This window comes from Pseudomonas sp. SWRI77 (assembly GCF_014269105.1).
In the GTDB taxonomy this organism is placed as follows: Bacteria; Pseudomonadota; Gammaproteobacteria; order Pseudomonadales; family Pseudomonadaceae; genus Aquipseudomonas; species Aquipseudomonas capeferrum.
Genome location: NZ_JABWRV010000008.1, coordinates 105,042 through 121,929, shown reverse-complemented (window position 1 = coordinate 121,929; position 16,888 = coordinate 105,042). Strand labels below are relative to the sequence as shown.

The window sequence follows — 16,888 nt, the reverse complement described above, 5'->3', positions numbered from 1 at the left end:
CCTGCCCCGCTCACCCCGGCCGAAGGAGTACTCCAGTGCTGCGTTACCTCTCCACCCTGCTGCTCGGCTGCCTGCTGAGCACCCATCTGCTGGCTGCAGACCCTGCACCTGCCGGAGAACAACCCACCGAACCGGAACCGGTCCTGCAAGGCGGGCTGCTCGGCGCCCTGGCCGACGGCCTGGACAGCGCCGCCCAGGAGCTTGACCTCGATGCCCACCTGGTCGATGCCTGGCGCCTGCGCACCGACCGTGCCGCCAAGGAAATGGAACGCCTGGTCGACCGCCATTCGGCCAGCGATTCGCTGCAGTTGGCGGGCAACTTCATCTTGCTGACCCTCACCTGGGCCGCCAGCTTCGCGGTGCTTACCAGCCTCGGCCGCTGGCTCAGCAAGCGCGCTTCGGCCACCCCATGGCTGAACGAGCGCCAGCGCGCCAGCAGCCTGCTCGGCTACCTGCTGCCCTATACCCTGCCGGCGCTGGCCAGCCTGCCGCTGACCCTCTACATCAGCCGTTTCCTCGACCCCTCGGTAGCCCGTGCCCTGGGCCTGAGCCTGGCCTACGCCACCAGCAGCGGCCTGTTCTCGACCTCGATCATCCTGTGCTTGATTACGTTGTTTGATGCCGGCCACAAGCGCCCGGCCGTGGCCGTGATCAAGCGCCTGGCCCCGCGACCGCTGTTTCTGATCGGCTTCCTGGCGGCCTGGAGCGATGCCTTGACCAGCCCGCAGATCGCCCGCCAGTTGGGCGGTAACATCACCGCCAGCATCGCCGTGTTCACCGGCCTGGCCGCCACGTTCATCTTCGCCAGCCTGGTGATCCGCCTGCGCCGTCCGGTGGCCCATCTGATTCGCAACCGTGCGCTCAAGGACCGCGTGCAACACCGGGCCGTGCAGGAAACCCTGCGGATCTTCTCGGTGCTGTGGTACCTGCCGATCCTGTTGATGATCCTGGTCTCGGCGATTCACCTGATCGGCGCCGGCGAAGAAAGCCAGAAGGCGCTGCAAAAGGCTTTGCTGACTACCGTGCTGCTGGTGTCCTCGGTGTTTCTCAGCACCTTGCTACAGCACCTGCTGGCGCCCCGCGAAGCGGATGCCGGGCAACGGGTTCGGCCTTACAAGGAACTGCTGCGCAGCCTCGCCCACGCGCTGTTGCGCATCGCCATGGCGGTGGCTTTCATCGAGCTGCTCGGGCGCATCTGGGGCGTTTCGGTGATCGGCTTCGCCCTGAGCAACAGCCTGGGCCAGGCGATCAGCAATTCGCTGTCGAGCATCGGCCTGATTCTGCTGGTGACCTGGCTGCTGTGGGTGGTCCTCGACACCGCCATCCAGGAAGCGCTGAAACCCGCCGTCGGGCGCCGCGCGGCGCGCCAGCCGAGTACCCGGGTGCGGACCATCCTGCCGATGCTGCGCAATGCCGTAAAAGTGGTGCTGATCGTCATCTGCACCATCACCACCATGGCCAACCTGGGCATCAACGTCGCACCGCTGCTGGCCGGTGCCGGGGTAATCGGCCTGGCCATCGGCTTCGGCTCGCAGCAACTGGTGCAGGACGTGATCACGGGGCTGTTCATCTTGATCGAAGACACCATCTCGATCGGTGACTGGGTAGTGCTCGACTCAGGCCACGCCGGCACCGTCGAAAGCCTGACCATCCGCACCCTGCGCCTGCGCGACGGCAAGGGGTTCGTGCACTCGGTGCCGTTCGGCCAGATCAAGGCAGTCACCAACCAGTCGCGCCAGTTCGCCTATGCGTTCTTCTCGGTGCAGTTCACTTACGACAGCGACGTCGATGAATCGCTGGCGCTAATCCACGAGGTGGGGCAGTCAATCAGCCACGACCCGCTGCTGCGCATCAACCTGCAGGGGCCGCTGCAAGTGTTCGGGGTGGACCGCATGGACTTGAACGGGTTTGTCCTGACGGCGCAGTTCCGTACCATTTCCGGCGGGCAGTATGCGGTTAGCCGGGCGTTCAATGAACGACTCAAGAAACGTGTGGACCAGACCGAGAAGGTGAGCTTTGCCCAGGTGTACCCGCTGCCGGTGCGTGCCGTTACTGCTTGATGCAAGCAGGCCCGGCCCCTTCGCGGGGAAACCGCGAAGGGGCGCAACAGGAAGACTCAGGCCTGGCGGAATACCAAGGCCTTCAAGCCCCCCGCTGGGTCCGCATCAGGAAACTCCGGCGGGTTCTCCAGCCGCTCGACGAAGGCCAACGTTGGCGCCTGCTCGGCCATGCCCTCGATCAGAAATTCCGGGCCGATCGCCGGGTCGTTCACACACGCCAGCACCGTGCCTCCCTCGTTCAGCAACTCGGGCAAGCGCCGCAAGATCTTCGCGTAGTCCTGGGTCAACACAAAGCTGCCCTTCTGGAAGGTCGGCGGGTCGATGATGATCAGGTCATAAGGGCCGTACTTGCGCACCTTGCCCCACGATTTGAACAATTCATGCCCCAGGTACGCCACCCGCGACGCATCGTGGCCATTGAGCCGGTGATTGTCGCGCCCGCGGGACAACGCCGACTTGGCCATGTCCAGGTTCACCACCTGTTCGGCGCCCCCGGCGATGGCCGCCAGCGAAAAACCACAGGTATAGGCGAACAGGTTCAGCACCCGCTTGCCCGCCGCCTGCTCGCGCACCCAGCGCCGGCCATAGCGCATGTCCAGGAACAGGCCGTTGTTCTGGCGCACGCCCAGGTCCAGCAGGTAGGTCAGGCCATCCTCGACCACCTCGCGTTGCTGGCACGGCTCGCCCAGCAACCATTGGCCGGGGCTGTCCGGCAGGTAGCGGTGCTGGATGAGGATGGCCTGGCCGGCCCATTGCGGGCGCTGGGCCAGGCTCTGCAGCATGGCCTCCAGCTCGGCCAGTTGGCCCTCCGGCGGCTCGCGAAACAGCGCTACTGACAGCACGCCCTGGAGCCAGTCCACAGTCACTTGCTCAAGGCCCGGCCAGCAGCGGCCGCGGCCGTGGAACAGCCGGCGGGTTTCCTGCGGGGCGGGGTCGAGGGCGGTGAGCAGGTGTTGCTCGAGGGTCTGGATCGGCGAGGTCATGGCGGGTCGCAAGCTGGAAAAAGCGGCATTCTACCCTTGTCCGCCTCTTCAATGCTTGACTGCAACCCGTGCAGGGCGGAACCACCAGCCTTGCTGCATCCCTGCCGCCGCCAGCAGGATCAGCGCCACGCCGAGCCATTGCAGGGGTGCCAGCCGATGCCCGAAGGCCACCCAGTCGACCAGGATCGCGGCAATCGGGTAAACGAACGACAGCGCGCCGGTCAGTGCCGTAGGCAAGCGCTGGATGGCGCTGTACAGCAGCACATACATCACCCCGGTGTGCACGATACCCAGGGTCACCAGGCTGGCCAATGCCGAAGTTTCGCCAGGCAGACCGCCCAACTTGACCCACGGCGCCAGCAGCAGCACACCGGTTGCCACCTGGATCAAGGCGATGAGGTGCGGCGGCGTGCCTTTGAGGCGCTTGATGATCAACGCAGCGATTGCATACAAGAACGCCGCGCCCAGCGCCAGGCCGATGCCCAGCAAGTAATCCTCGCCACTGCCCTGCCCCGCACCGTGGGCACTGACGATAGCCAACATGCCAAGGAAGGCGACACTCAGCCAGGTGACCTTGGCCAGGGTGATCTTCTCCCCCAGAAACAACGCCGCCAGCCCCACCAGGATAAACGGCTGCACGTTGTACACCGCCGTGCCGATGGCAATCGAAGCGCGCGAATAGGAGGCGAACAGCAACACCCAGTTGCCAACGATGGCCACGCCGCTGGCAATCGCCAGCAAAAATGCGGTGCGGCCGATCACCCCCGGCTTGAGGAAGCCCAAGGCCGCACAGATCACCAGCAACGTACCGGTGCCGAACACACACCGCCAGAACACCACATCGAGCACCGGCTGGCCCGACACCAGCACGAACCAGCCGATGGTCCCGGAAATCAGCATGGCAGCGACCATTTCCAGCGAGCCACGGCGCAATGAACTGTCCATCTCACACCTCCCGTTGACGATGGCAACAGTATGCAAAGGCCGGAGGGTGACCTTCCAGCGGATATCAAAGGCGTATCAGCCAACCTGCCTTTACTATCAAGGCAAATCAATCGAACAGCCTGACGAGGTGAAGCATGACCGATGCAATCGACCAACTGCTGATCAATGCACTGATGGAAGACTCGCGGCGTTCGCTCAAGGCCCTGGCGCAGATCAGCGGGCTGTCCGCCCCCAGCGTCAGCGAACGCTTGCGCCGCCTGGAGGAGCGCGGTGTGTTGCGCGGCTACACGGTGGATGTCGACCCGCGCAGCTTCGGTTATCAACTGCAGGCGATCGTGCGTATCCGCCCGCTGCCGGGGCAACTGCAGGAAGTGGAGCGGCAAATCATTGCGCTGCCCGAATTCACTGAATGCGACAAGGTGACCGGCGAGGACTGCTTCATTGCCCGCCTGCATGTGCGCTCGATGGAACAGCTCGACACCCTGCTCGACCGGATCAATGTGCTGGCCGAGACCAATACCGCGATCATCAAGAAAAGCCCGGTGAAGCGACGCCTGCCGCCGATGGATTGAATCTGCGGCCTAAAGAAAGCCACAGTGGAAAGCTGACTATTTTTTGTACACAAGAATGTCACCTTAGGTGCCATTTTTGTGTGCACTTTTCTCAACCCTGCCCCAATACGTTACAACCTTTTCAGCGCCATTTCTGACCATTTGATCAACTAACAAGTGCACGCAAAAATAATAGCTGTTCAACTGGTCAACTTATATCGACGTTATTTCATTAACTTACCGTTCAACAAGACAGATTCATAATAGTGGCAACTTCGATGTCGCTATTCGCCTGGCATGGAACTCGCTTTTGTGTGTTCGTGTTTTGTATACAAGTTAAGCAAAACATAAATACACAAGAACTCGCGACGCCGACCAGAACCCGGCCGCCGCGCCCAGAACCCAGTGATGCCAACGCTGCACCGACGAGATGGCGAGCCCGTGCGCATTGCCCGCTCATCGCAGTCCACGTGCATCAGGAGCCTGCCGGAATGAGTACCAGCCTCAACCTTGCCCCTGACCTTTCCGTCGCCAGCAGCAACCCCGCGTCCACCCTTGCCGGGCCTGCGCCAGCACTCGACCTGAGCCCGCGCCTGCACAACCGCGACCTTGCCCCGACACGCCTCGAAGGCCGGCGCTGGGGCGGTTACAGCATCTTCGCGTTATGGACCAACGATGTGCACAACATCGCCAACTACTCCTTCGCCATGGGGCTGTTCGCCTTGGGGCTGGGCGGCTGGCAGATCCTCTTGTCGCTGGGCATCGGCGCTGCGCTGGTGTACTTCTTCATGAACCTTTCCGGCTACATGGGGCAGAAGACCGGCGTACCGTTCCCGGTCATCAGCCGCATCGCTTTCGGTATCCACGGCGCGCAGATACCGGCGCTGATCCGCGCAGTCATCGCCATTGCCTGGTTCGGTATCCAGACCTACTTGGCCTCGGTGGTGCTGCGCGTGCTGCTTACGGCCGTGTGGCCGCAACTGGCCGTGTACGACCATGACAGCATCCTTGGCCTGTCGAGCCTGGGCTGGGTGTGCTTCGTGGCGATCTGGCTGGTGCAGCTGGTGATCCTCGCCTACGGCATGGAGATGGTGCGCCGCTACGAGGCCTTTGCCGGCCCGGTGATTCTGCTGACCGTGGCCAGCCTGGCGGTGTTCATGTACTTCAAGGCCGACGCGCGCATCGCCTGGTCGGTGGCAGCGCCCCTGACCGGCTACGAGATGTGGCGCAACATCTTTGCCGGCGGTGCGCTGTGGTTGGCGATCTACGGCACTCTGGTGCTCAACTTCTGCGACTTCGCGCGTTCTTCGCCGTGCCGCAAGACCATCCGCGTCGGTAACTTCTGGGGCCTGCCGGTGAACATCCTGGTGTTCGCGATGATCACCGTGGTGCTGTGCGGCGCGCAGTTCCAGATCAACGGCCAGATCATCGACAGCCCGACCCAGATCGTCGCCAGCATTCCCAGCACACCGTTCCTGGTATTGGGCTGCCTGGCCTTCCTGATCGTCACGGTGGCGGTGAACATCATGGCCAACTTCGTCGCCCCGGCCTTCGTGCTCAGCAACCTGGCACCCCGCCACCTGAACTTCCGCCGTGCCGGCCTGATCAGCGCCACCCTTGCGGTGCTGATCCTGCCCTGGAACCTGTACAACAGCCCGCTGGTGATCGTGTACTTCCTGTCGGGCCTCGGTGCCCTGCTCGGCCCGCTGTACGGGGTGATCATGGCCGACTACTGGTTGCTGCGCAAAGGCTGCATCAACGTGCCGCAGCTGTACAGCGAAGACCCGGCTGGCGCCTACCACTACACCAAGGGCATCAACCTGCGCGCCGTGGCCGCCTTCGTGCCGGCCGCACTGCTGGCCATCGTCCTCGCCCTGGTGCCCAACTTCCACAGCGTGGCGCCGTTCTCCTGGTTGATCGGTGCCGGTATTGCTGCCGCCGTCTATTTGCTGATCGCGCCCCGCAACCGCCATTACCTGGATGTCAGCGGCGAGTGCATCGCCGTCGACCACAGCAGCCACTGATCAGGGAGAACCGTCCATGCGTATTCTGATTGCCAACGTCAACACCACTGAAGCCATCACCGAGGCCATCGCCGAGCAGGCACGCGCCGTTGCCGCGCCGGGTACCGAGATCATCGGGCTGACCCCGTGGTTTGGTGCCGAGTCGGTGGAGGGCAACTTCGAAAGCTACCTGGCCGCCATCGCGGTGATGGACCGGGTGCTGGCCTACGAGGGCCCCTACGATGCCGTGATCCAGGCCGGCTACGGCGAGCACGGCCGCGAAGGCCTGCAGGAGCTGCTGAACGTGCCCGTGGTGGACATCACCGATGCAGCCGCCAGCACTGCCCTGTACCTGGGCCATGCTTACTCGGTGGTGACCACACTGGACCGCACCGTGCCGCTGATCGAGGACCGCCTGAAGCTCTCTGGGCTGTATGACCGCTGCGCCTCGGTGCGCGCCAGTGGCCTGGCGGTGCTTGAGCTTGAAGCCGACCCGCAGCGTGCCGTGGAGGCCATTGTCGAACAGGCCGAACGCGCCGTGCGGGAGGACAAGGCCGAGGTCATCTGCCTGGGTTGCGGTGGCATGGCCGGGCTGGATGAGCAGATTCGCCAGCGTACCGGTGTGCCGGTGGTCGATGGTGTGAGTGCAGCGGTGACCATTGCCGAATCGCTGGTGCGCATGGGCTTGAGTACCTCCAAGGTACGCACCTATGCCACGCCGAGGGTAAAGAAGGTGGTGGGCTGGCCGATGCGCTTCGGGCGGTAAGGGGGCTTCGTCAAGACCAGCCACTTCGCGGGGCAAGCCCGCTTCCACAGGTGCGCGCTATTCTCCAACTCAGCGCAAATACCTGTGGGAGCGGGCTTGCCCCGCGAAGTGGCCGGTGCAGTCAGCGCAACATCCTGGCCAACCGCTCCCCACTGCCACAGGCCAAGGTAAAGCCTAGAGCCCCATGCCCCAGATTCAGCCACAGGTTTCGGTAAGCCGTAGCACCAATGATCGGCACCCCGGTAGGGGTCGCCGGCCGCATCCCCGCCCACTCTACCGCCCGCCCGTAGTCGGCGGCATCGGGCAACGTATTGAGTGCCAGACGGCGCATGCTGTTGAGCCTGCGCGCATCCACCAATTCGTCGAAGCCGACGATGTCCACCATCGCTGCAACCCGCAATTGCCGGTCCAGGCGGGCATAGACGATCTTGCGCTCGTAGTCGGTAAGGCTGAGTTCTGGCGCCCGATGTTCCGTGTTGATCGGCGCTGTCAGGCTGTAGCCCTTCAGCGGATAGACCGGCAGCCTCAAGCCCGGTAGCGCCAGCCCTGCACTGCGATGCCCCGCGCACAGCACCAGGCGCTGAACGTCAACCTGCTCGCCCCCCAGGTGCAGCGCAACGACCTGATCCTGATGGGCGACCAGCCGCGTCACGGGCCTGCCAAGCAGGAACCGGCACTGCCCGGATGCGCGCAAGCGCTCGGCCAGGCGTTCACAAAAACGGTGACAGTCGGCGACTTCCTCGTCAGGCGTCAGAACCCCGCCCACGAACGGCGCCTCGGCCAATGCCGGCTCCAAGGCGCGCAGTTCGGCGGCATCGAGTACCCGTTGGCTGCTCCGATCAAGCAGGCGCTCACGCCCATGGGCGAACGCCCGCTCGCTGCGGAAGGCGACCAGTTTGCCGTTACGCCGCCAGGCGAAATCGGTGAGCCCATCGGCCTCGCGCCAACGCGCCAGGGCGGCCTGGCTTTCCAGCGCCAACGTCAGCAGTTGTGCACCGTTGCGGCGGTTGACGCTGCGCCGGCAGGCCAGCATGAACGCCATCAACCAGCGCCACTGCGCCGGGTCCAGGCGCAACCGCAAGCGCAGCGGCGAGTCCCCCTGCAGCATCCAGCCCAACGCCTGCCAGAGCACACCGGCGTCGGCCAATGGCGCCACATAGCGGTAAGACAGCTGCCCGCCGTTGGCGAAACTGGTGGCAGACGCCAGGCGGTCCCGCGCCTCGATCAGGTCCACAGCCAGCCCCTCGCGCACCAGCGCATAGGCTGTCGCCAGGCCAATCACCCCGCCGCCAATGATCGTGACTTTTTGCATCTTGCAGTGCCCCTGTTTCGGCTTCCCTGCCAAGACAGTAACAGCGGATCAGGTCGGGCAGCTATGCGCGCCGTCGTTGAGGCCTTGGCGCACGTTACGGCTGAGCAGGCTGGCCTTGCCGTCGTGCCAGGTCAGGGTCAGCACGTACAGCGTGTCGAAATCATCGCCGTTCCAGTCCTCGGTGATCACCCGCTCTTCACCCAGGGCCTTGCCGGCCACGGTATTGATGAGTTCGGGAAGGTACCCGTGGGACCAGGCCGTGTAGACCGTCGCGTTGCGGTATTTGTCGCTCAGCAGTTCTTCGGCCAGCTCGTCGGTATCGTTGGCGCCGTAGTCGATGTTCACCGGCAGGCCCTGGCGGATGGCGCTGGGGGTGATGGTCATCAATGGGCGGATATAACTGTAGCTCTCGTCCTTGCTGCCTTCCTCGACATGCCGCGACGGGTTGGCGGCGAATACGTAGTCGGCATTGCCGAAACGCTCCGGCAGCAACGTGGCCAGGTCCAGTGCACGGTTGAGGCCTTGGCAGTTCAGTTGCCCCAGCCCTTCGCCGGGTTTCTCGGCATGGCGCAGAAACACCAGGGTCTGCGTGCCATCAGCCGGCTGGGCGCGGCTTTCGACAGCTTCCAACGCCAGCGGTATGGCTACGGCTGTGAGCACTAGGCTAAGCAGCAGGTGGCGACGACGGCGGAGAAACGTTGGCAACTTCATCAAGGCAGGCTCATGTGGCAGAGAGAATCGAGTTGACCCGCCACCTTGCCCGGCGCCGCAGCCGCGAGGCGTCCTTGTAGTGAGTGCCATCCTTGGCAACGAGTGAGAGTCAGAGTGCCTTCAACCCGTTTGGTTCCTCCCTGGCGTGTGATTGCCGATCCTTGAGCAAGGCTTAGGTTAGGGGATGGGTGTTGCTGAAATATGTATTCCTTGAGAATTTTTCGGGGGTGGTGTGCATGCCTTGAGGTTTGCACACCGAAAACCACATCAATCACTCAATCATCCCGCGTCAGCACTTCCAGCAGTTCGATCTCAAACGTCAGGTCCGAATGCGGCGGAATCGCACCCACACTGCGCTCGCCATAGCCCAACTGCGCAGGCACCTGCAATTTGCGCTTGCCGCCAACGCGCATGCCCATCAGGCCTTGGTCCCACCCTTTGATCACCCGACCGGTACCGATCACGCACTGGAAAGGCTTGCCGCGCGACCAGGACGAATCGAACTCGCTGCCGTCGGCCAACCAGCCGGTGTACTGAGTGGTGATGAGGGCGCCTTTGACGGCGGCCTTGCCGTCGCCTTCGACGAGGTCGATGATCTGCAGTTCGCTGCTCATGGCATGCTCCAACGCTGAAAAATCAAAGCCGCCCTTTTCTCAGGAATGCACAGGTTTGGCAAGCGCAGTCGGTGTTTCATGCTGGCGCATTGACTGCATATTCGCCCGAGAGACAATGACTGGGGATGGCTTTGGGGTTTATAGGTGCATGTCTGGGGTTTTGCAGCGCCTATGAGATCGAGCGCCGCCCGCGCGGCGCATCGCGACGCAAGGCCGCTCCTACATTTGTTTCGGGCCAGTTATTCCTGGGGGAATGGCGCGCGGCCTCTTGGTGCCCACCTCGATATCGCGTCGTACAAACAAGGCGGTCGCGCGCCAATGGCACAGGCCTCACTGGCCCGAAACAGATGTAGGAGCGGCCTTGCGTCGCGATGCGCCGCGCGGGCGGCGCTCGATCTCATAGGCGCTGCAAACCCCAAGGCCTACACCTTTAAACCCACACACCCAACTCAGATAAACACACTCCCCCGCAGGTACAACGCCCCCCGCCCGCTAATGATCACCCGGCCATTGCCCGGCACTTCGCAACGCAGTTGCCCCTTGCGCGCCCCACCCTGCTCACAGCTCAAAACACCCTTGCCCAACCGTTCGGCCCACAACGGCGCCAGCGAGGTATGCGCCGACCCCGTGACCGGGTCCTCATTCACACCAACCCGCGGACCAAACCAACGGGTGACAAAATCATACCCGCGCCCCGGCGCAGTCACGGCGATACCGCGCACGGCAAAAGCCGACAGCGCAACGAAGTCCGGCTTCAGCGGGTCAAGCAGCGAGGCGTCATCGATCATCACCACATAGTCGTCGGACTGATACACCGCCCGCGCACCGCTCAAGCCCAGCGCCTCCAGCAAGCCTGCCGGCACCTCCACCGCAACCGGCTGCTTGGCCGGAAAATCCATCGCCAAAAGCCCATCGACACCTCGGCTGACGCGCAATTCGCCACTGCGGGTATTGAAACGCAGCACTGGCGCCTGTTCACCCAACTGCTCGAACAGCACATACGCCGAGGCCAGGGTGGCATGGCCACACAGGTCGACTTCGACCGTCGGGGTGAACCAACGCAGGTCGTAACCCTCGCCGTTGCGCACGAAATAGGCGGTTTCGGACAAGTTGTTCTCTTCGGCGATACGTTGCAGCACATCGTCTGGCAACCAGCTTTCCAGCGGGATCACCGCCGCCGGGTTGCCACCGAAGGGTTCAGCGGAAAACGCATCGACCTGGAAGATCTCGAGTTGCATGCACACACTCCTTGTTGGCCGGGCCGCTGCCGGGCACCTGTATGAAAAGGGTCAGTCGCGTACCGGGGTCAGCACCGGCTCGCCGGCGAAGAACGCCTGCAGATTGCCCAGCACCAACATCACCGTGTCCCGCGCAGCCTCTGGCGACTGGCCAGCCACGTGCGGGGTCAATACGGTGTTGCCGAGGGCCTTGAGGGCATCGGGCACCTCGGGTTCGTCATCGAACACGTCCAGCGCAGCGCCGGCAAGCTGCCCGCCCGCCAGCGCCACCACCAGGGCCTGGGTGTCCACCACGCTGGCACGGGCGATATTCACCAGGTAACCCTCGGCACCCAGGGCTTCAAGCACCGCAGCATCGACCAGATGACGAGTAGTGGCGCCGCCAGGCGTGGCCACCACCAGGATGTCGACGGCATCGGCCAGGTGCAGCGGGCTGTCGTACCAGGTGTAAGGCACGCTCTGACGAGGGGTGCGGCTGTGGTAGCTGATGCTCATGTCGAAGCCGAGGTTGGCACGTTTGGCGATCGCCAGCCCCACTGCGCCCAGGCCGAGAATGCCCAGGCGCTTGCCGCTCACCGAAGGGCTGATTACCCGGTTCCACTCGCCGCGGCGGGTACTGGCGTCGGCACGGGGAATGTCGCGCAGCAGCGCCAGCAGCATGGCCAGGGTATGGTCGGCGACTGCGCTGGCATTGGCCCCGGCGCCGTTGGTGACGGTAATACCACGGGCGGCGGCGGCGGCCAGGTCGACCTGCTCGTAGCCGGCCCCGATCACGCAGATGATCTGCAATGCGGGCAGCGCATCGATCTCTGCGGCAGTCAGGCCCAGCGGGCCACGGGTGAGCACAGCATCGATTTCATGGGCGTGGCGCTGGATGGCATCGGCACGCAGTTGCGGCGAGGGGGCGCGAATCAGCCGATAACCCGCCTGTTCCAGCAAGGGCAGGTAATCGTCGACGGTTTCTACCAACACCAGGACTGTCTTGCTCATGCCACCTCCGCGTCTGATCGAAGGGGCATTATGCGGAGTCAGCGGTCGGTACAGTCAATCGGTAATTGAGCAGGCAACTGTACTGTACCGGGAGGGCATCTCTGAGCCTATTGGGCGAAGGCGCGCCCGAGGCCACCCGGCACACCGCTGCTGTCGGTGCCCTGCCATGGGCCATCCGGGCTCAGCGACCAGCTCCAGCCGCCGTCGTAGCGGTAATAGGTGCGCTGGCGATAGAAGGTGTTGGGCTTTTTCTCCAGCACGTATACGCCCAGTTTCGGGTCCCAGTGGCTGGCACCCCCTGGCGGCGGGGCGAAGCTGGCAGAGGTGCGTGGCATCGGCTTGGGGGTGGCCGCAGGTTTGCTTGGCGAGGTCGAAGGCTGCCCGCCCGGCAGCGGCTTGACCACCGGCCCCTGGTGCGGCGGCACCCGCTCGATCGGCGGCGCCGGCTGCTCGTAAGGCTCATGCACCGTACACGCGGACAAACCCAGGGCAAGGGTGATCAGGGTCAGGCGGACGGTGCTGTGCATGGCAATGCTCTCTTACGGGTCAGGGCTGTCGATGGTGAGGTGTTGCGTGGCTTGGGTGGCAGTGGCCAGTGGCGAACCCTGGCCGATCCACTCGCCGTGGGTCGGTTGGCCGGCACGCGAGACACGGGCAACCAGTTGGACTTCGGTAAAGTCCGACAGTTTCATCTGCGGCATCATGGCGTCGGCGTCAGACAACTCCACCTCGATCGGCAACTGCGCCACGGTCACCCGCTTGGCCGCCAGCGGCATGGGCGGGCCGTTGCTGGCACGGGCGAAGATGAACACCGTGTCGTCAGGCTTGACCTTGTCCTTGAGCGCCGCAGCCAGCTCCACCCGCACCGTCAGGCGGGCAGCCACCGGCGCCACGGCCGGGCCAGGCTCACTTCCCAGGCGCTCGGCAGCACGGTCGATACCCCCCTGCAAGGCGGCACGCGATGCATCGCCTTCGGGCAGTTGCGCCAGCAGGCGCTTCCAGTAGTCGATGGCTTCCTGGTAGCGTTCCCCCTCGAACGCGGCAATACCGCGCAGCCCCAGGCTGGTCACTTCGTTGGGGTCGGCCTTGAGGGCTTCGTCGGTCAGTGCCTGCAGCTGCGGGCTCCATTGCTTGTCGGCAGCGAAGTACTGCGCCTGGGCCCACTGCCCGAGCAACTCGGGCTGGCGCCCGGCCAAGGCCACCGCACGCTCGAACGTACGCGCCGCATCGGCGGGACGCTGCTCGGCCATGTAGGCACGGCCCAGGAAATACAGGGCCTCGGCCGAATCTGGCTGGGCCTTCACGACCCGTTCAAGGCGTGTGGTCATCTCCTCCATGGTCTTCGGCGCCTGGGCAAACTCCTGGGTCAGCTCAACCTTGTCGGCCGCGCCAAAATGCAGGTACAGCCCCAATGCCATCAGTGGCACCAGCACCGCCGCCAGCAGCGGCAGGGTTTTGCCCAGATGGCCCTGGCGTGGGGGCTCGCTGCCTTCGGTGTCGGCCAGCAGCTCGCGGGCCGCCTCGTCACGGCCCTTGGCCAGTTGCGCCTCGTCGAGCACGCCAGCGGCCTGCTGGGCCGCCAGTTCGGCAACGCGTTCCTGGTACAGGGCAACGTTCAGGGCGGTGCGGTCTTCCTCTTGCTGACGGCGACGGCCACGCAGGATCGGGATCAGCAGAAAGCTGAGGGCAGCGAGCAGCAGGAGGCCCGCGCTAAGCCAGAATTCAATCATGGGTCTGTTCTTTTTCCAGCAGTTTGGCGAGACGCTCGCGTTCTTCGACGGACAGCTCATTGGCACCGTGGGCCACCGTGGCGCGGCGGCGACGCACAATCACCGCCAGCACCACGAAGCCGCCGGCCAGCAAGACCCCCGGGCCGAACCACAACAGCCAGGTACGGGCGCTGAGCGCCGGCTTGTACCGCACGAAATCGCCGTAGCGGTCGACCATGAAGTCGACGATCTGCGCGTTGTTCTTGCCTTCGCCCAGCATGCGGAAGATCTCACGGCGCAGGTCGGCGGCAATCGGCGCGTTGGAATCGGCGATGTCCTGGTTCTGGCACTTGGGGCAGCGCAGTTCCTTGGTCAGTTGCTGGTAACGCTCACGTTCGGCGTCGTCACGGAACTGGTAGGTATCGATGGCCGCCCTGGCCACACCGGCCAGGCCCAGGCCAAGGGCCAACCCCAGCACCACGGCTGCCAGCCCCCGCCTCATGGCTTGGCCTCATCGACCAGGCCCTGGTACAGCGGCGCCAGCTGTTCGCGCCAGACGCTGGCATCGACGATACCCACGTGCTTGTAGCGGATGATGCCCTTGGCGTCGATCAGGAAGGTTTCCGGCGCGCCATACACGCCCAGGTCCAGGCCCAGGGTGCCCTGCTCGTCGCGGATGTCCAGCTGGTACGGGTTGTGGTATTCGGCCAACCACTTCAACGCGGCACCATTGTCGTCCTTGTAGTTGACCCCATGAATCACCACGCCTTGCTCGGCCAGCTGGTTCAGGTACGGGTGCTCGACCTTGCACGACGGGCACCAGGTGCCCCACACATTGACCAACGCCGGGCGGCCCAGCAGGTCGGCCTGGGTCAGGTTGCGGTCACCCTGCACCGAGGCCAGGGCAAACGCCGGGAAGGGCTTGCCGATCATCGCCGAGGGCAGCTCGTCGGGCTTGAGGAACAGCCCCTTGTAGAGGAAAACCGCCACCAGCAGAAACACCGCCAGTGGCACCACCATGATCCAACGCTTCATGCAGCTGCTCCAGACACGCCCAGGACATCACGCACCCGGGTCTTGACCTTGACGCGGTAACGCCGGTCGAGGGCCGCCAGCAACCCGCCCAGGCCGGTCAGCAGACCGCCCAGCCAGATCCAGCGGACGTATGGTTTGATATGCACGCGCACCGCCCAGGCACCGTTTTCCAGCGGCTCGCCCAGGGCGACGTACAGGTCGCGGGTGAAGCCTGCGTCGATGCCAGCTTCGGTCATCATCGACTGCTGCACGGTGTACAGCCGCTTCTCGGGGTGCAGCGTGGTCACTTCACGGCCATCGCGGGACACCACCACGGTGCCTTTGTCGGAGATGAAGTTCGGCCCCTCGAAGTGCTTGGCGCCCTGGAACAGGAAGTGATAACCACCCAGCTCGACACTTTCACCCGGCGCCATGCGCAGGTCGCGCTCGGCACTGTTGTTGCTCGACAGCACCACGCCCAGTGCGCACACTGCCAGGCCAAAGTGCGCCAGCTGCATGCCCCAGTAGCTGCGGGTGAGGCCGCGCATGCCCTTGGCCAGGCCCTTGTGACGGGTTTTTTCGAGCACATCACGCAGCCCGCTGAGCACCACCCAGGCCGCGAGGGCAAAGGCGGTCAGCGTGGGCCAGTCGAAGTCGTCGACGATAAAACCGGCGACCGGGGCCAGTACCGCACTGCCGATCAGCACCGGGGTCATCATGCTCGCCAGCCACTTGCCGGGGGTGTCCTTCCAGCGCACCACCACACCGAAGCCGAGCACGACCATCAACAGTGCCATCAGCGGCAGGAACAACGCATCGAAGTACGGCGGGCCGACCGACAGCTTGGCCCCGGTCAGGGCATCGAGCACCAGCGGGTACAGGGTGCCGAGCAAAATCATCGACGCCGCCACCACCAGCACCAGGTTGTTGGCCAGCAACAGCGTCTCGCGCGACCACAGGGCAAAGCCGACCTGGCTCTTGACCACTGGCGCGCGCAGGGCGAACAGGGTCAGCGAGCCGCCCACCACAAACAGCAGGAAGATCAGGATGAACACGCCGCGTGACGGGTCGGCGGCGAACGCATGCACCGAGGTCAGCACCCCGGATCGCACCAGGAAGGTGCCCAACAGGCTCAACGAGAAGGCTGCGATCGCCAACAGCACGGTCCAGCTCTTGAACACCCCGCGTTTCTCGGTCACCGCCAGCGAGTGGATCAATGCCGTGCCCACCAGCCAAGGCATGAACGAGGCGTTTTCCACCGGGTCCCAGAACCACCAGCCACCCCAGCCCAGCTCGTAGTAAGCCCACCATGAGCCCAGGGTGATGCCCACACCGAGGAAGGCCCAGGCGACGATGGTCCACGGCCGCGACCAGCGCGCCCAGGCAGCGTCAAGGCGCCCGCCGAGCAACGCGGCGATGGCGAAGGCGAAGGCCACCGAAAAACCGACATAGCCCATGTACAGCATCGGCGGGTGGACGATCAGGCCGATGTCCTGCAGCAGCGGATTGAGGTCGCGACCGTCGGTCGGCACTTGCGGCAGCAGGCGCTGGAAGGGGTTGGAGGTGATGATCAGGAAGCTCAGGAAGCCCACGCTGATCATGCCCATCACCGCCAGCACACGGGCCAGCATCACTTGCGGCAGCTGGCGCGAGAACACCGACACGGCGAAGGTCCAGCCCCCCAGGATCAACGCCCAGAGCAGCAGCGAGCCCTCGTGCGCGCCCCACACGGCACTGAACTTGAAGTACCAGGGCAAGGCGCTGTTGGAGTTGCTGGCCACATAGGCAACCGAGAAGTTGTCGGTCATGAAGGCATGGGTGAGGCAGGCGAAGGCAAAGCTGAGGAAGGCAAATTGCCCCCAGGCCGCCGGCCGCGCCAGGCTCATCCACAGGCTGTCACCGCGCCACGCGCCGAGCAGCGGCACGCTGGCCTGCACGGCGGCAAAACAGATGGCCAGGATCATCGCCAACTGGCCGAGTTCGGGAATCACC

The 16,888-nt window shown here is 64.4% G+C and carries 16 protein-coding genes; 4 read left to right on the top strand and 12 right to left on the bottom strand.

Going from position 1 to position 16,888, the window contains the following annotated elements; all coding sequences use genetic code 11:
* The first annotated feature begins 35 nt into the window (after positions 1-35).
* A complete protein-coding gene (locus tag HU766_RS10830; protein ID WP_186656391.1) occupies positions 36-2,060 on the top strand; it encodes a mechanosensitive ion channel domain-containing protein in 2,025 nt (674 codons plus the stop codon).
* A gap of 56 nt (positions 2,061-2,116) precedes the next feature.
* Here HU766_RS10830 and HU766_RS10825 read toward each other — a convergent pair whose 3' ends face one another.
* Both HU766_RS10825 and HU766_RS10820 read right to left on the bottom strand, forming a co-directional pair.
* A complete protein-coding gene (locus HU766_RS10825; protein WP_095063714.1) occupies positions 2,117-3,043 on the bottom strand; it encodes a class I SAM-dependent methyltransferase in 927 nt (308 codons plus the stop codon).
* Between the two features lie 48 nt (positions 3,044-3,091).
* Positions 3,092-3,988, bottom strand: coding sequence for a DMT family transporter (locus HU766_RS10820; protein WP_186656382.1), 897 nt, complete (start codon positions 3,986-3,988; stop codon positions 3,092-3,094).
* Positions 3,989-4,122: 134 nt separating this feature from the next.
* Between HU766_RS10820 and HU766_RS10815 the strand changes: the two genes are divergently transcribed.
* The 3 genes from HU766_RS10815 (at position 4,123) to HU766_RS10805 (ending at position 7,308) form a co-directional block, all read left to right on the top strand.
* Entirely contained in the window at positions 4,123-4,560 is a 438-nt protein-coding gene (locus HU766_RS10815) for an Lrp/AsnC family transcriptional regulator (protein WP_033699412.1), read from the top strand.
* A 470-nt stretch (positions 4,561-5,030) separates the two neighbouring features.
* Complete coding sequence (locus HU766_RS10810; protein WP_186656379.1) at positions 5,031-6,563, top strand: NCS1 family nucleobase:cation symporter-1; 1,533 nt, start codon at positions 5,031-5,033, stop codon at positions 6,561-6,563.
* A 16-nt stretch (positions 6,564-6,579) separates the two neighbouring features.
* Positions 6,580-7,308 carry an aspartate/glutamate racemase family protein gene (locus HU766_RS10805; protein WP_033699415.1) on the top strand — a complete coding sequence of 243 codons (729 nt, stop codon included), beginning with the start codon at positions 6,580-6,582 and terminating at the stop codon, positions 7,306-7,308.
* 121 nt (positions 7,309-7,429) lie between these two features.
* On the opposite strand, the gene HU766_RS10800 is transcribed toward HU766_RS10805, so the two are convergent.
* From HU766_RS10800 to HU766_RS10755, 10 genes are all read right to left on the bottom strand, one after another.
* Positions 7,430-8,620 carry a D-amino acid dehydrogenase gene (locus tag HU766_RS10800; protein WP_186656377.1) on the bottom strand — a complete coding sequence of 397 codons (1,191 nt, stop codon included), beginning with the start codon at positions 8,618-8,620 and terminating at the stop codon, positions 7,430-7,432.
* Between the two features lie 48 nt (positions 8,621-8,668).
* On the bottom strand, positions 8,669-9,331 hold the full coding sequence (locus HU766_RS10795; protein WP_186656375.1) for a histidine phosphatase family protein: 663 nt from the start codon (positions 9,329-9,331) through the stop codon (positions 8,669-8,671).
* A gap of 275 nt (positions 9,332-9,606) precedes the next feature.
* A complete protein-coding gene (locus HU766_RS10790; RefSeq protein WP_047583653.1) occupies positions 9,607-9,945 on the bottom strand; it encodes an FKBP-type peptidyl-prolyl cis-trans isomerase in 339 nt (112 codons plus the stop codon).
* Positions 9,946-10,394: 449 nt separating this feature from the next.
* Entirely contained in the window at positions 10,395-11,183 is a 789-nt protein-coding gene (locus tag HU766_RS10785) for a PhzF family phenazine biosynthesis protein (protein WP_186656373.1), read from the bottom strand.
* A 51-nt stretch (positions 11,184-11,234) separates the two neighbouring features.
* Positions 11,235-12,173, bottom strand: coding sequence for a 2-hydroxyacid dehydrogenase (locus HU766_RS10780; protein WP_033699420.1), 939 nt, complete (start codon positions 12,171-12,173; stop codon positions 11,235-11,237).
* A gap of 107 nt (positions 12,174-12,280) precedes the next feature.
* On the bottom strand, positions 12,281-12,700 hold the full coding sequence (locus tag HU766_RS10775) for a hypothetical protein (protein ID WP_033699422.1): 420 nt from the start codon (positions 12,698-12,700) through the stop codon (positions 12,281-12,283).
* Between the two features lie 12 nt (positions 12,701-12,712).
* Positions 12,713-13,903 (bottom strand): c-type cytochrome biogenesis protein CcmI, encoded by a 1,191-nt coding sequence (ccmI, locus tag HU766_RS10770; RefSeq protein ID WP_186656371.1) that lies wholly within the window; start codon positions 13,901-13,903, stop codon positions 12,713-12,715.
* Positions 13,896-14,384 carry a cytochrome c-type biogenesis protein gene (locus HU766_RS10765; RefSeq protein WP_033699425.1) on the bottom strand — a complete coding sequence of 163 codons (489 nt, stop codon included), beginning with the start codon at positions 14,382-14,384 and terminating at the stop codon, positions 13,896-13,898. The genes ccmI and HU766_RS10765 overlap by 8 nt, the downstream gene beginning before the upstream one ends.
* Positions 14,381-14,917 carry a DsbE family thiol:disulfide interchange protein gene (locus tag HU766_RS10760; RefSeq protein ID WP_095063717.1) on the bottom strand — a complete coding sequence of 179 codons (537 nt, stop codon included), beginning with the start codon at positions 14,915-14,917 and terminating at the stop codon, positions 14,381-14,383. Before HU766_RS10760 ends, HU766_RS10765 begins: the two co-directional genes overlap by 4 nt.
* On the bottom strand, positions 14,914-16,887 hold the full coding sequence (locus tag HU766_RS10755; RefSeq protein ID WP_186656528.1) for a heme lyase CcmF/NrfE family subunit: 1,974 nt from the start codon (positions 16,885-16,887) through the stop codon (positions 14,914-14,916). Before HU766_RS10755 ends, HU766_RS10760 begins: the two co-directional genes overlap by 4 nt.
* Position 16,888: the final 1 nt, after the last annotated feature.